This window comes from Bradyrhizobium sp. USDA 4516 (assembly GCF_054055915.1).
Map to the genome: position 1 here is coordinate 7,520,370 of NZ_JBSRXT010000001.1, position 13,877 is coordinate 7,534,246.

Below are 13,877 nucleotides of genomic sequence, written 5' to 3' on the forward strand. Positions count from 1 at the left end.
CGGTGCCTGGTCCGGACAAGTCCGGCGTCGAAGCACAATCATAAATCCGATACGGGAGGCCAGACGAAAGCGCGAACAGCGCCTTCGATGCGCAAATGCGCGCGTGGTTCTTCCGCGAATCCTGGCCGCCGCTCGCAGTCATGGAAGTCGCGCAATGTCCCAGCAAGCCGGCACGCAGCGGCGGGAACTGCGCTCCCGGCCTCGGGAGCAGCCGGCCGGCGGTGCTTCGGTCGATGCTGGCGTTCGCGTCAGCCAGGACAACGTCCCCGGAACGTTTCATCCCGGCATCGTCCATCTCGCGCTGGCGATGGGCGGCTTCGCAATCGGCATCGCCGAATTCGCGACCATGAGCCTGTTGCCGTTCTTCGCCCACGACCTGCACGTCAGCGAGCCCCAGGCCGGCCACGCGATCAGCGCCTACGCGCTCGGCGTCGTCGTCGGTGCGCCGGTCATCGCGGTGTTGTCGGCGCGCATGACGCGGCGGACGCTGCTGATCGCGCTGATGGGTTTCTTCGCGCTGATGAACGGCCTTTCGGGGCTCGCACCCGATTATCACGCCATGCTGGCGCTGCGCTTCCTGGCGGGGCTGCCGCACGGCGCCTATTTCGGCATCGCCATGCTGGTCGCGGCCTCGCTGGTCCCGACAGACAAGCGCACGGCGGCTGTCGGCCGCGTGCTGCTGGGGCTCACCATCGCGACCACGATCGGCGTTCCGCTCGCCAACGGGGTCGGGCAGGCGATCGGCTGGCGCTGGGCCTTCGCGATCGTCGCCGGCCTCGCGCTCTTGACCGCGGTCCTGGTCCTGATCTTCGCCCCGCGTGATGCCGCCAACAGCAAGGCGAGCCCACTGCGCGAACTGTCGGCACTCGGGCGCAAGCATGTCTGGCTGACGCTGGCGATCGGCGCCATCGGTTTCGGCGGGCTGTTCTCGGTCTACACCTACCTGGCCTCGACCATGCTGGCGGTGACCCACACCTCGCCCGCGCTGGTGCCGGTCACGCTATGCGTGTTCGGCGCCGGCCTCACCGCCGGCAACATCATCGTGCCGCGCTTCGCCGACCGCGCGCTGATGGCAACCGCGGGCGGGCTCCTGCTGTGGTCGGCGGCGACGCTCGCGCTCTATCCGTTGGCGGCCGGAAATTTCTGGACGCTGACCGCCGACGTGTTCCTGATCGGGCTGGGCGGGGCGCTCGCCACCGTGTTGCAGACCCGCCTGATGGACGTCGCGGGCGAGGCACAGAGCCTCGCCGCGGCGCTCAACCACTCCGCCTTCAACGTCGCCAATGCGCTGGGTCCGTGGCTCGGCGGAATGGCGGTCGCAGCCGGCTATGGCTGGACGTCGACCGGCCTCGTCGGCGCGGGGCTGGCGCTGGCGGGATTTGTCGTCTGGGCGATCGCGGTTGTCTTGGCTAGGCGCGAGGGGGTGTGAGCGTGGCAGCGCGAACGCCGTGGCATTCGCCGGAGCGCCGCCGGACCTCAGTTCAGCGACGGATTGCGCGGACGGTAGCCGCCCGATTTGTCCTTGATGAAGATCTCCGCCACCTGCGAATGCCGGATCGGCTCGCCGGACTCGTCGGGCAAGAGGTTCTGCTCCGAGACATAGGCGACGTACTCGGTCTCCGAGTTTTCCGCGAGCAAATGGTAGAACGGCTGGTCCTTGTGGGGCCGCATGTCCTCGGGGATCGACAGCCACCATTCCTCGGTGTTGTTGAACTCCGGGTCGATATCAAAAATCACGCCCCGGAAGGAGAACACCCGGTGACGGACGATCTGCCCGATCTGAAACTTGGCGGTGCGCGCTTTGATCATGGCTCGTCGATAGACCAACATTGTGGCCGATGCTAGAGGCTAAGGCCCGAATTAGCCCACGCTTTACCGATTCCAGCCCTGCAAAAACGACCCGAAATCCGGCCGAGAAACTACTTTCAGAATGATCGATATCCTCAATCTGGCGTTGCCGTATTTCGGCTTGATCTTCATCGGTTATGCGTGCGGCAAGGCCAAGGGTTTGCCAGAGAGCGGGCTCGCCTGGATGAATTTCTTCCTGCTTTACGTTTCGTTGCCGGCGCTGCTGTTCGGGATCATGTCCAAGACGCCGTTTGCGGAGCTGAACAACCCGCCATTTCTGATCGCCACCACGCTCGGAACCGTGCTCGCATTCTTCCTGGCGATGGTCGCGGGCAAGCTGATCGGCGGGCTCACGCTGCGCGAGGCGACGCTGGCCGGCCTGTCGGGCGCCTACGGCAATATCGGCTATATGGGGCCTGGCCTCGCGCTCGCCGTGCTCGGTGCCAAGGCGGCGGCGCCGACGGCGCTGATCTTCTGCTGCGACAGCATCTTCCTGTTCTCGATCGTGCCGCTGCTGATCGAGCTCACCGACCGCGACCATCCCTCGCTGCTGCACGCACTCGGCGTGGTGCTGCGGCAGATCGTGCAGAACCCGCTGATCATGTCGGCGGTGTTCGGGGCGCTGGTCGCCGCGTTTCACATCCCGATCCCGGTCGCGCTCGATCGCACCATCCAGTTCCTGGAAAACGCCGCCGCGCCGACGGCGCTGTTCGTGCTCGGCATCACGGTGGCGCTGCGGCCGTTCGAGCGGGTGCCGTGGGAGGTCCCGGGCGTGGTCGCGATCAAGCTTTTGATCCATCCGCTGCTGGCGTTCGGCCTGATGCTGCTGTTCGGCCCGTTCGCGCAGCCTTGGGCCGCGACAGCGGTGCTGATGGCTTCGCTGCCGCCGGCGCTCAACGTGTTCGTGATCGCGCGGCAGAACGACACCTGGATCGAGCCGGCGTCGGTCGCGGTGCTGATCGGCACCTTCGCCTCCGTGGTCACGCTGACCAGCGTGATGTGGTTCATCCAGAGCGGACGGCTGGTGTTTCCCTGATCGGCGCGCTTCTTATTTGACGCGTTTTCTTAACGCGAACCGGTACCCACTTCGCTCGAAAACGCTTTGCTCACCGCCGCCACGACGGAGCGAGGCCTTCGCGCATCGCCAGGCGCCGCAACGGGCCGAATGCGCCGAGCAGATGCAGGCCGGCAGCACGCGCCGTCTGCATGCCGAGGAAATCGCTCAGCAGCGATCGGTTGGCGATGTCGATCGCCCAGGTCCGGCTGGCGACATCGGGGCGCCGCGCCGCCTGGTAGCGCGACAGCACATTGGGCGCGCCGGGATCTTCGCCACGACCGATCGCCTGACCGGTGATCTCGGCGATATCGGCGGCATCGCGCAGTCCCATATTGAGGCCCTGCGCGCCGATCGGCGGCAGCACATGGGCGGATTCCCCGACCAGCGCGATCCGGTCCTTGGCGAATTGCCGCGGCCGCTCGATCGCGAGCGGAAACACGTGACGGCCGCCCTGGACCTCGATGCGGCCGAGGATCGAATGCGATTGCCGCTCGGCGGCGAGCGACAATTCGTCGTCGCCGAGTGCCATCAGCCGCTCGGCCTCCTTGGGCGCCGAGACCCAGACCACGCTGCTTCTGACGCCGCTGAGCGGCACGAACACGCAGGGGCCGTGCTCGGTGTGGAACTCGGTCGAGATGTTGTGGTGCGGCCGGGTGTGGGTGACGTTGAAGGTGAGGGCGGACTGCCCGAGCTCGCGGCTTGTCACCTCGATGCCGGCGGCCTCGCGGGACAATGAATTGCGCCCGTCGGCACCGACCACGAGCCGGGCCTGAAGCGACTGGCCCTGCCGCGTCAACACGGTAACCGCGGCATCGTCCGGCCGCACCGAGGCGGCTTCATCGTCGAACCGCGTCAGCGCGGACATTTCGCCGGCGCGGTCCTCGAGCGCCGCGACCAGCGAGCGGTTGTCGATGTTGAAGCCGAATTGCTCGCGGCCGATCTCATCGGACGAAAAGCGCACCTCGGGCGCACGGATCAGGCGGCCGGTGTCGTCGACGAGGCGCATGGTCTTGAGCGCCGCCGCTCGGTCGCTGCAGCGCCGCCAGACGTCGAGCCGATCCAGGATATCGGTCGAGGCACCGAGCAGCGCGGTGGTCCGGTTGTCGGCATAGGGCGCGCGGCGCGCCAGCAGCGCAGTCCGCGCACCTGCGTCGGCAAGGGCAATCGCAGCCGTTAATCCGGCCGGACCGCCGCCTATTACGATAACGTCATAATCCAGCGAGCTGTCGGTCATATCAGGACATTTGACATGCTTGGCCCGATTTTCAAGCCATCGGTAACCACCAAGAGTTTCCAACGCTTTGCGCGGCGGAACGCCGCAAGACCGCATATGCAAACCGGTCCGATTCCTGATAGCACTCGGCCGATGGAGCATTCGAGCCAGCCCGATGCGTTGCCAGAACGGATGCGGACCGCCGCATTCACCGTTCATATTTTCACGGCGCTCGGCGCCGGGGTCGCGCTGCTGGCGATGCTGGAGGCGGTGCGCGAGCACTGGGCCAACATGTTCGCCTGGCTCGGGGTCGCGCTCATCATCGACGGGATCGACGGCCCGCTGGCGCGCCGGCTCGACGTGGTGCGGCTGCAGCCGAACTGGTCGGGCGAGGTGCTCGACCTGGTGGTTGATTTCGTCACCTATGTGTTCGTGCCGGCCTATGCGATCACCGCGAGCGGCATGCTGCTGCCGCTGGCGGCGCCGATCCTCGGCATCGGCATCGTGGTCTCCAGCGCGCTGTATTTCGCCGACCGCCGCATGAAGGCCGATGACAACCATTTCCGCGGCTTCCCGGCGCTGTGGAATGCGGCGGCGTTCTACCTGTTCCTGCTGCATCTGCCGCCGGTGCTGTCGACGATCGTGGTCGCGCTCCTGATCGTGCTGACCTTCGCGCCGTTCCACGTGCTGCATCCGCTGCGGGTGGTGCGGCTGCGCTGGCTGACGCTGTGGCTGCTCGGCGCATGGGCGCTGCTCGGCATGTACACGCTCGCCAACGATTTCGTGGTCGGAGCCCCGATCACCTTCGGTCTCTGCGCCATCGCCGTCTACATCATCGGCAGCGATACCGTGATCCGCCGGATGAAAGCCTTCAGAGCATGATGCAACTGATCACCAGCCCGGAAGCCTGGGCGGCGTTGCTGACCCTGACTGCGCTCGAGATCGTGCTCGGCATCGACAACGTGATTTTCCTGTCGGTGATCGTGTCGCGGATCCCGCCGGCGCAGGCCAAGCGCGCGCGGCAGATCGGCCTGCTGCTGGCGCTGGTGTTCCGCATTCTGCTGCTCTCGATCCTGGTCTGGCTGATCGGGCTGACCCAACCGGTGATATCAGTCAGCGACGTCGCGCTGTCGTGGCGCGACATCATCCTGATAGGCGGCGGCCTGTTCCTGATCGCGAAAGCAACCCACGAGATCCACGGCGAGGTCGAGGCGCGCGAGGGGGAAGCCGGCGACAGGCCGAGCGCCAGCGCGTTCTTCTGGGTGATCGTGCAGATCATCATTATCGACCTGGTGTTCTCGCTGGATTCGATCATCACCGCGATCGGCATGGCGCAGGACATCGAGATCATGATCGCGGCGGTCGTGATCGCCTGCGTCATCATGTACATCTCGTCGGGACCGGTGGCGCGGTTTGTCGCGGAGCATCCGACCACCAAGATGCTGGCGCTGGCCTTCCTGGTGCTGATCGGCGTGGCGCTGGTGGCCGACGGATTCAAATTCCACATTCCGCGCGGCTACATCTATTTCGCGATTGCCTTCTCGGCCGCGGTCGAGGCGTTCAACGTCATGGCCAAGCGCAACCGCAGGAAGCCGGCGCGCTGATGGGCATGATCTCCGCGCAAACGCTGCGCGTTTGTCGCGAGGGAAAGCCGGTTCGCACTTTTCCGGAACGTGCCGTAGCCGGTTCCGGCCCGCTTGGTTGACAAGCCGGCCGCGATGGCATTCGCTCGCTTGACGCTGATATTGAGGGGAGCGACGACATGACCAAGGCTGTGCGCGTGCACCAGGTGGGAGGCCCGGAAGTCCTGACCTACGAGGACGTCGAGGTGGGCGCGCCGGGGACGGGCGAGGTCCGGATCCGCCAGCATGCGGTCGGTCTGAACTTCATCGACGTCTATTTCCGCACCGGCCTCTACAAGGCGCCCGGCCTGCCGTTCATTGCCGGCAATGAGGCTGCAGGCGAGGTGTTGGCCGTGGGTCCGGGCGTGACCAATTTCCACCCCGGCGATCGCGTCGCCTACTACTACAATCTCGGCGGCTACGCGTCCGAGCGCGTCATCCCGGCCGACAAGCTCGTCAAGCTGCCCGACCATATCACCTACGAGCAGGGCGCCGTGCTGATGCTGAAGGGCCTCACGGTCTGGTATCTCCTGCACAAGACCTTCAAGGTCGAGCACGGCCATCGCGTGCTGATCCACGCCGCGGCGGGCGGCATCGGGCTGCTCGCCTGCCAATGGGCGCGGGCGCTCGGCGCGCATGTCATCGGTACCGTCGGCTCGAAGGCGAAGGCCGATCTCGCGCTCGCCAATGGCTGCGATCACGTCATCCTCTATAACGAGGAGAACTTCGTCGAACGCGTCAAGCAGATCAGCCGCGGCGAGCTCTGCGACGTCGTCTATGACGGCGTCGGCAAGACCACGTTCCCGGGATCGCTGTCCTGCCTCAGGCCGCGCGGTCTGTTCGTCTCCTTCGGCAACGCGTCGGGCCCGGTGCCGCCGTTCCCGCTCGCCGAACTCAATAACCACGGCTCGCTGTTCGCGACGCGGCCCAAGCTCAACGACTATGTCGGCACCCGCAAGGAATTGCTCGAAGGCGCCGACACGCTGTTCGCCGCCGTGATCAACGGCAAGCTGCACGTGCCGATCAACCACGCCTACGCGCTCAAGGACGCCGCCAAGGCGCATATCGACCTGGAGAGCAGGGCGACGACGGGCGCGGCGATCCTGCGGCCGTAATTCTCGCCGTCATTGCGAGCCACCCGGTCGGCGCAAAGCGCCGCCGGATGACAGGCTCCGCGAAGCAATCCACCTCTCCACCCGGGAAGATGGATTGCTTCGTCGCTTCGCTCCTCGCAATGACGAGGGGGGGAGGATCCTACGCCACCCGCCGTGCCGCGCCGACCTTGGTCAGCACCGTATCCAGGCAGTCGACGACAAGGGAAATCTCCTCCCGCGTCACGTTCAGCGCCGGCATGAAGCGCAGCGTGTCCGGCTGCGGCGAGTTGATCAGCACGCCGGCCGCAAACGCCTCGGCAACCACGGCCGCGCCGATCGGCATCTTCAGGTCGAGCGCCAGCAGGAGGCCGCGCCCCCTGATCTCGCCGAGTCCGTGCCGCGACGACAGCCGCTGCAATTCGCGCTCGAGCAAAAGACCGGCATCGACAACCGATTTCAGGAAATCGGGCTTTCCGATCTGATCGAGCACGACAAGCCCCGCGGCGCACATCAGCGGATTGCCGTTGAAGGTGCCGCCCTGATCGCCGTGATCGAAGCACGAGGCATGCTCGGTCGCGAGCAGGGCCGCGAGCGGCACGCCGCCGCCGATGCCCTTGCCGAGCGTCATGATGTCGGGCTCGATCCCGGCGTGCTGATAGCCGAACAGCTTTCCGGTCCGGCCGATGCCGGTCTGGATCTCGTCGACAATGAGCAGCAGGCCGCGCTGCTGGGTCAGCGCCCGCAACTCCTGCAAGAACTCATCCGTCGCGGGCCAGACGCCGGCCTCGCCCTGGATCGGCTCCAGCATGACCGCGACCGTCGACGACGTGATCAGCTTTCGCACCGACTCGATGTCGTTCAGTCTGGCTTTGCGGAAGCCCGAGACCTTCGGCTCGAACAGGGGCTCGAACGCCTTCTTGCCCGAGGCCGACATGGTCGCGAGCGTGCGGCCGTGGAAGCCGCCTTCGAAGGTGATGATCTCATGCGCGCCGTTCTTGTACTTCATGCCATATTTGCGCGCGAGCTTGATCGCACCCTCATTGGCCTCCGCGCCTGAGTTCGCAAAGAACACCTGGTCGAAGCAGCTGTTGTCGACCAGCAGCTTTGCCAGTTTCAGGCTCTGCTCGTTGTAGAACGCCGGGCTCGGCGTCAGCAGCCGTCTCGCCTGCGCCGCCAGCGCGTCGGCCACGATGACCGGGGAGTGGCCGAGGGGATTGACGGCCCAGCCCTGCACGAAATCGAGATAGCGGTTGCGGTTGCTGTCCCACAAATACGAGCCGGCGCCGCGTACGAACACGACCTCGGGGCGAGCGGTGATGTCCATCAGCGCATCGAACGGATGGGTAGCGTTGGTCATGTCGATCTCCTCTGGGGTCGGTGTTGGGAAAGGGCAGGCCGAAAAGCGAGAAGGCCGCGCTTGGGGGCGCGGCCTTCTCGAAAACCTCGGCTGATTTATAGGATCAGCGATGGCGTCGGACACGGCGCAGCCCAGCATCGTCGCGGGTGCGACGACGGCAGATGGCGCGGCGGTGGGTCCGGTTCAGCTTCATGGCGCAGGCCCATACAGCGAGAGGGGCGGTGGTGTCAAGCGCGGACAGCGCCTCATTCGACGGGCATAGCGCGGAAGCAGACCGCGCGCGGTCGCAAGCAGGACCGTGCGCGCGTCGCCGGCGGGCAGGATTACGAGGTGAGCTATGAGGCGAGGAAAACCCGGAAGTCGGCAGCATCGGTGAAGAAGGCCGTCAAGAAGGTCGGCAATAGCCGCAAGCGAGTTGAGCGCCGGCTCGGGTCGGCGATAAGGAAGACGTTAGGAACGGTACCTTCGACGCGTCGTTAGCAATGCGCCGCTCCTCGGCAGAGCGGCATTAGACGAATGAACGTGCCCCGGGTCTTGCCCCCGAAGACCCGGGGCACATTCGCGACCATCTCTATTGGGACCGTCGCTTGGGACAGGAAAAAGCGGCAATTTGTCTCGCCGAGATTCACACGAGTTATTTCCGGAACTGGATGTCGTTGGGATGATCCGGGCAAGAGGGCGCGTGATTTTCATTTCGTGTTTTTTCTGCCCTAGGACGACGACCGTTGCTTCTCGGTGAACAGCGGTGCGGCGATCCAGCTTGGCCCCTGCATGATCCGGATGCAGGGGCCTTTTTTATGAGTAGGAACGAAGCGCTTGCGGCCGCATTGTTCGCCCTGTTCGGTGCCGCACCGCTACCGGCACTGAGACGCCCAGCTGAACACTGGCCTCAGCTTTCGCAGCTGGGGCCCTTTCTACTGCGCGAATAGGGGTAATACGTCAGCCTCGCTGCAGACCGGCCAACTGAGAGGCCCTATTACATAAGAATGCTCGTCATCAGTGCAGCGAGCATCGTGGCGCTAAAGACCGCAACTCCTAGACAGACGCGCGCAGCCGTCGAATAGGAATCGAATTGGGGCTGGTTGATCATGGCGCGGCCTAGATCGGCGCTCGTGAACCTGGGGTCGTCAGCCACTCCGTCAGATTGGCTGGGGTCTCGCCTTGCCGGGCTCTCCTGAGCAGGGCTTCTTTTTTGCAGACGGAGAGAGTGCCTTGGCCTGCGAGCGCACGGCCTCGTCGGCTAGGCGTTCTTGCAGTGATTGGGTTTGCTTGAAACGACGCCGCTTGCTGGTCATGGCGTTGCTCCCTGCTGGTGTTGGGCCGGAGCGCTAAACCGGGCGATCTCATCACCGATAGTTGCCACTAGCCGTGCGGTGATGTTCCGTTAACGAACGGAAAGAAGCGGCGTTCCTACGGAGCGGAAACCCCGCGCAGTTGCTACCGGCCCGCGTGCTGTTCTAGCCTTGTTCGCAGAAGCTCGAAGGTTTCGACCTGAATGTCTCAAAATGCGCAAGCCCGTCCTCGGGTGCCCGACGAGTTGGCCGGTGTCCTTCGGCAACTCATGAAGAGCACGGCAATCATCAATGCATTGCTTGCCTTCGTGGGTATAAGCGTGACCTTGTACATCTACCTCAAGTTTCCAATTCCCTCGGAAATCATCCGTCATGGGCTCGATAGGTTCGGTAAGCCGCTTGAGCCTGAGAACGCTATATCCTACCTCTTCGTTTGCCCGATTTTCCTAGTTTGGCTTGTCTTGATGCCATTGTGGGGAGCCAGGCAGGCAATGAGCATGACTGATGAAGCTGTCGCTAGGGGGCGAGAGACCTTTGCTTGGGTGCGTTGGGCAAAGCCGATCGAACCGTCCGTTCCATTTTATCAGTTGCTTTGCATTCTCGTCGTGATCTTCCAGATCCTCGTACTCAGCGCAACTATCTTCCGTGATGTTTCAGCCGCGCTCGGCAGCTTCTGACGCGATTGTCGCGATAGCAGTCTCCTGCGCGGCCTCGCGCCGATAATCATCGGCGGCCTTCTTTAGCGCTCTCTTGATTTCCTCATCGGTGGCTTGGTCAGCGTGGCGCTCCGCGTTCTCGGCCTGCCTCAAAAGATCTGCTCGGCTCATCGTATTCCTCCTGGACCAACAATTTGTCGGCGACGCTTGAGTTCCGTCTAGCAACGGACGCCGTTTGGTATCCGGGGAGGTCTCGAAGGAGCGGACTGGAGCTAGAATCCGGCGACGCTGCCGTGCAGGTCGTACTGGTCGGAGCGCTCGATCTTGGCGGTCACGATCTCGCCGACCTTCAGCGGGCGGCGGCTGGTGAGGTAGACGGCGCCGTCGATCTCGGGCGCATCGGCCTTTGACCGGCCCTTCGCCACCGTGGGGCCAACCTCGTCAATGATGACCTGCTGGCGGGTGCCGACCTTGCGCTTGAGGCGCCTCGCGGAGATCTTCTGCTGCCGCGCCATCAGCGCATTCCAGCGCTCCTGCTTGATCTCGTCGGGTACGGCATTGCCAATCGCGTTCGACGCGGCACCGGCAACCGGCTCGTATTTGAAGCAGCCGAGGCGATCGATTTCCGCTTCATCGAGCCAGTCGAGCAGATAGGCGAAATCGGAATCGGTCTCGCCGGGGAAACCGACGATGAAGGTCGAGCGCAGCGTCAGCTCGGGGCTCTGCTCGCGCCACTTCTGGATCCGCGCCAACGTCTTCTCCTGCGCAGCCGGGCGCTTCATCGCGCGCAGCACCTCAGGGCTCGCATGCTGGAACGGGATGTCGAGATAGGGCAGCACCTTGCCCTCGGTCATCAGGCCGATGACCTCGTCGACATGCGGGTAGGGGTAGACATATTGCAGCCGCACCCAGGCGCCGAGCTCACCGAGCTCCTTGGCGAGATCGAAGAATTTTGCGCGAACGCTGCGGTCCTGCCACGGGCTCTCGGCGTATTTCAGGTCGACGCCATAAGCCGAGGTGTCCTGCGAGATGACGAGCAATTCCTTGACGCCGGCCTTCACCAGCTTCTCGGCCTCGCGCAGCACGTCATTGGCCGGCCGCGACACCAGATCGCCGCGCAGCTTCGGGATGATGCAGAAGCTGCAGCGGTTGTTGCAGCCTTCGGATATCTTCAAATACGCGTAGTGCCGCGGCGTCAGCTTGACGCCCTGAGGCGGCACCAGGTCGATATGCGGGTTGTGCGCCGGCGGCAGCGCCCGATGCACGGCGTCCAGCACGCTCTCATATTGCTGCGGCCCCGTGATCGAGAGCACGCCGGGATAGGCGCTCTCGATCTGCTCCGGTTCGGCACCCATGCAGCCGGTGACGATGACCTTGCCGTTCTCGGCCATGGCCTCGCCGATCGCGGCGAGCGATTCCTGCTTGGCGCTGTCGAGGAAGCCGCAGGTGTTGACGATGACGATGTCGGCGCCGTCATGCTTGCGCGCCAACTCATAGCCTTCCGCGCGCAGCCGGGTGATGATGCGCTCGGAATCGACCAGCGCCTTGGGGCACCCCAAGGACACAAAGCTCACTTTCGGCGCGGCGGCCTCTTGCATATCTCTGATCTGCCTGATGAATGGGCAGGAGCTAGTCCCAATTGCCGAGAATTACAACCCTTTCCCGGGGCTTCCGGCATGATATGGATGCATCTGCCGGGCCTTAAGAGTTGTCGATGAGCGCTGAATCGTCTCCCAAGATCGTCATAGTCGACGAGAGCCCGATCCGAGCGGCCATCCTGGAGGAGGGACTGCGGGAGGCCGGGTATACGGACGTCGTGCATATCAGCGAGATGCAGAGCCTGCTCTCGCGAATCTATGCGCTCGACCCCGAGATCATCGTCATCGACCTCGAGAACCCCAGTCGCGACGTGCTGGAACAAATGTTCCAGGTCAGCCGTGCCGTCCGCCGGCCGATCGCGATGTTCGTCGACCAGAGCGACGCCGCCTCGATCCAGGCCTCGGTCGAGGCGGGCGTCTCCGCCTACATCGTCGACGGTCTCAAGAAGGAGCGGATGAAGCCGATCCTCGATCTCTGCGTCTCCCGCTTCAATGCCTTCGCCAAGCTGCAGGACGAGCTCGACCGCACCAAGCACGCGCTGGAGGAGCGCAAGGTGATCGACCGCGCCAAGGGCATCCTGATGAAGGTGAAGGGGCTGACCGAGGAGGAGGCCTACGTGCTGATGCGCTCGACCGCGATGCGCGAGAAAAAGAAAATCGGAGAGATCGCGCAATCGATCCTGACGGCGTCGGAGCTCCTGAAATGACCACACCATTGCGCATCGGGTTCATTCCGCTGGTCGACGCTGCCGCGCTGATCGTTGCGGTCGACAAGGGATTCGCGGCGGCCGAAGGCCTCGACGTCACGCTGGTGCGGGAAGTGTCGTGGTCGAACGTCCGCGACAAGCTCAACATCGGCCTGTTCGACGCCGCTCATCTGTTGGCGCCGGTGGCGATCGCCTCGAGCCTCGGGCTCGGTCACGTCAAGGTGCCGATCGCGGCGCCCTTCAACCTCGGGCTCAACGGCAATGCCATCACGGTATCGCCGGCGCTGCACGCCGCGCTGATGGAAGAGATCGACGGCGACCGCTTCGATCCGATGGCAACCGCACACGCGCTCGCCCGCGTGGTGGCCAAGCGGCGGAAGAGCGGGGCCGAGCCGCTGACCTTCGGCATGACCTTCCCGTTCTCGACCCACAATTACCAGTTGCGGTTTTGGATGGCCGCCGGCGGCGTCGATCCCGATGAGGATGTCCAGCTTGTGGTGCTGCCGCCGCCTTACATGGTCGACAGTCTCGCCAACGGTCATGTCGACGCGTTCTGCGTCGGCGCACCCTGGAATTCGATCGCGGTCGATCTCGGCATCGGCCACATCCTGCACTTCGTCTCCGACATCCTGCTCAGCGCGGTGGAAAAGGTGCTGGCGGTGCGGCAGAGCTGGTCGGAGAAGCATCCCGACATCGTGGCGGCGCTGGTGCGTGCACATCTGCGCGCCGTGGAGTTCATCGAGCGGCCCGAGAACCGGTCCGAGGTCGCGCGCATCCTGGCGCAGCCCGAGCGGATCGGCGTCGATGCCAGCGTCATCCAGCGCACGCTCGATGGCCACCTGAAGATTTCGCCCGACGGCACCATGCGCGAGAGCAATCGCTATTTGCTGGTCGGGCGCGAGGCGGCGGCGCGGCCTGATCCGGGGCAGGCGGCCTGGCTCTATGCGCAGATGGTTCGCTGGGGCCAGGCGCCATACCGGCCGGAAGCGCTGAAGACCGCCATGGCCGTGTTCAGGCCCGATCTCTACGACGCGGCATCGGGTCGCCCGGCCGGCGCCTCCAGCGCCATCGGGGCGTTCGCCGGCCCGCCGTTCGACCCGAGCGACGTTCCGGGGCATCTGGCGGCGTTCAAGATCGGGCGCTGGAAGGCCTGAGCGCGCCGCAGCGGCCGCTTCCGGCGGCACGTGCACGACCGGTGCGTCCTGTTGCTGGGACAGGGATGGGCAACAGGCGCGGCGACGGCAGCGCCTCGGCTATCGACCTCCGGCTACTTTGCATGGGGTTGTTTTCGAGATTTTCGGTTATCGCGGGACTGGCGCGGGTTCCCGACGCCTCGAATTGCGGCGAATAGGATTCTCGGCCGAGCTCGCGGGAAGGAATATTCCTCTCGGAACCGAGTTCCCGAAGGCGGCGGCATCGCTATTTTTGCCGCC

Annotated in this window: 14 protein-coding genes; 9 read left to right on the forward strand and 5 right to left on the reverse strand. The window is 64.7% G+C overall.

Annotated elements, in window-relative coordinates; all coding sequences use genetic code 11:
- The first annotated feature begins 154 nt into the window (after positions 1-154).
- Positions 155-1,429, forward strand: coding sequence for an MFS transporter (locus tag ACVI1L_RS34580; RefSeq protein WP_200844480.1), 1,275 nt, complete (start codon positions 155-157; stop codon positions 1,427-1,429).
- 47 nt (positions 1,430-1,476) lie between these two features.
- Here the strand turns inward: ACVI1L_RS34580 and hspQ are convergent, their stop codons facing one another.
- Positions 1,477-1,809 carry a heat shock protein HspQ gene (gene hspQ, locus ACVI1L_RS34585; protein ID WP_021081543.1) on the reverse strand — a complete coding sequence of 111 codons (333 nt, stop codon included), beginning with the start codon at positions 1,807-1,809 and terminating at the stop codon, positions 1,477-1,479.
- 121 nt (positions 1,810-1,930) lie between these two features.
- Here hspQ and ACVI1L_RS34590 point away from each other — a divergent pair, with 121 nt between their 5' ends.
- Positions 1,931-2,884 (forward strand): AEC family transporter, encoded by a 954-nt coding sequence (locus tag ACVI1L_RS34590; RefSeq protein WP_229191882.1) that lies wholly within the window; start codon positions 1,931-1,933, stop codon positions 2,882-2,884.
- Positions 2,885-2,954: 70 nt separating this feature from the next.
- Here the strand turns inward: ACVI1L_RS34590 and ACVI1L_RS34595 are convergent, their stop codons facing one another.
- Entirely contained in the window at positions 2,955-4,139 is a 1,185-nt protein-coding gene (locus ACVI1L_RS34595) for a UbiH/UbiF family hydroxylase (RefSeq protein WP_456784941.1), read from the reverse strand.
- 132 nt (positions 4,140-4,271) lie between these two features.
- On the opposite strand from ACVI1L_RS34595, the gene pcsA reads away from it, so the two are divergent.
- From pcsA to ACVI1L_RS34610, 3 genes are all read left to right on the forward strand, one after another.
- Positions 4,272-5,000: a phosphatidylcholine synthase gene (gene pcsA, locus ACVI1L_RS34600; protein WP_057018701.1), complete on the forward strand. Its 729-nt coding sequence runs from the start codon at positions 4,272-4,274 to the stop codon at positions 4,998-5,000.
- Positions 4,997-5,722, forward strand: coding sequence for a TerC family protein (locus tag ACVI1L_RS34605; protein WP_057018700.1), 726 nt, complete (start codon positions 4,997-4,999; stop codon positions 5,720-5,722). The genes pcsA and ACVI1L_RS34605 overlap by 4 nt, the downstream gene beginning before the upstream one ends.
- A 158-nt stretch (positions 5,723-5,880) precedes the next feature.
- Complete coding sequence (locus ACVI1L_RS34610) at positions 5,881-6,855, forward strand: quinone oxidoreductase family protein (protein WP_050384723.1); 975 nt, start codon at positions 5,881-5,883, stop codon at positions 6,853-6,855.
- A 139-nt stretch (positions 6,856-6,994) separates the two neighbouring features.
- Here ACVI1L_RS34610 and ACVI1L_RS34615 read toward each other — a convergent pair whose 3' ends face one another.
- Complete coding sequence (locus tag ACVI1L_RS34615; protein WP_057018699.1) at positions 6,995-8,191, reverse strand: acetylornithine transaminase; 1,197 nt, start codon at positions 8,189-8,191, stop codon at positions 6,995-6,997.
- Between the two features lie 258 nt (positions 8,192-8,449).
- Between ACVI1L_RS34615 and ACVI1L_RS34620 the strand changes: the two genes are divergently transcribed.
- Positions 8,450-8,671, forward strand: coding sequence for a DUF3606 domain-containing protein (locus tag ACVI1L_RS34620; RefSeq protein WP_076828958.1), 222 nt, complete (start codon positions 8,450-8,452; stop codon positions 8,669-8,671).
- A 1,015-nt stretch (positions 8,672-9,686) separates the two neighbouring features.
- Positions 9,687-10,160: a hypothetical protein gene (locus tag ACVI1L_RS34625; RefSeq protein WP_456784942.1), complete on the forward strand. Its 474-nt coding sequence runs from the start codon at positions 9,687-9,689 to the stop codon at positions 10,158-10,160.
- On the opposite strand, the gene ACVI1L_RS34630 is transcribed toward ACVI1L_RS34625, so the two are convergent.
- Positions 10,137-10,310, reverse strand: coding sequence for a hypothetical protein (locus ACVI1L_RS34630; protein ID WP_456784943.1), 174 nt, complete (start codon positions 10,308-10,310; stop codon positions 10,137-10,139). The two genes, ACVI1L_RS34625 and ACVI1L_RS34630, sit on opposite strands and share 24 nt — an antisense overlap.
- A 101-nt stretch (positions 10,311-10,411) precedes the next feature.
- On the reverse strand, positions 10,412-11,737 hold the full coding sequence (rimO, locus tag ACVI1L_RS34635) for a 30S ribosomal protein S12 methylthiotransferase RimO (RefSeq protein WP_456784944.1): 1,326 nt from the start codon (positions 11,735-11,737) through the stop codon (positions 10,412-10,414).
- A gap of 116 nt (positions 11,738-11,853) precedes the next feature.
- On the opposite strand from rimO, the gene ACVI1L_RS34640 reads away from it, so the two are divergent.
- Positions 11,854-12,444: an ANTAR domain-containing response regulator gene (locus tag ACVI1L_RS34640; RefSeq protein ID WP_028332037.1), complete on the forward strand. Its 591-nt coding sequence runs from the start codon at positions 11,854-11,856 to the stop codon at positions 12,442-12,444.
- Positions 12,441-13,598, forward strand: a complete 1,158-nt coding sequence (locus tag ACVI1L_RS34645) for a CmpA/NrtA family ABC transporter substrate-binding protein (protein ID WP_229191886.1) — start codon at positions 12,441-12,443, stop codon at positions 13,596-13,598. The genes ACVI1L_RS34640 and ACVI1L_RS34645 overlap by 4 nt, the downstream gene beginning before the upstream one ends.
- Positions 13,599-13,877: the final 279 nt, after the last annotated feature.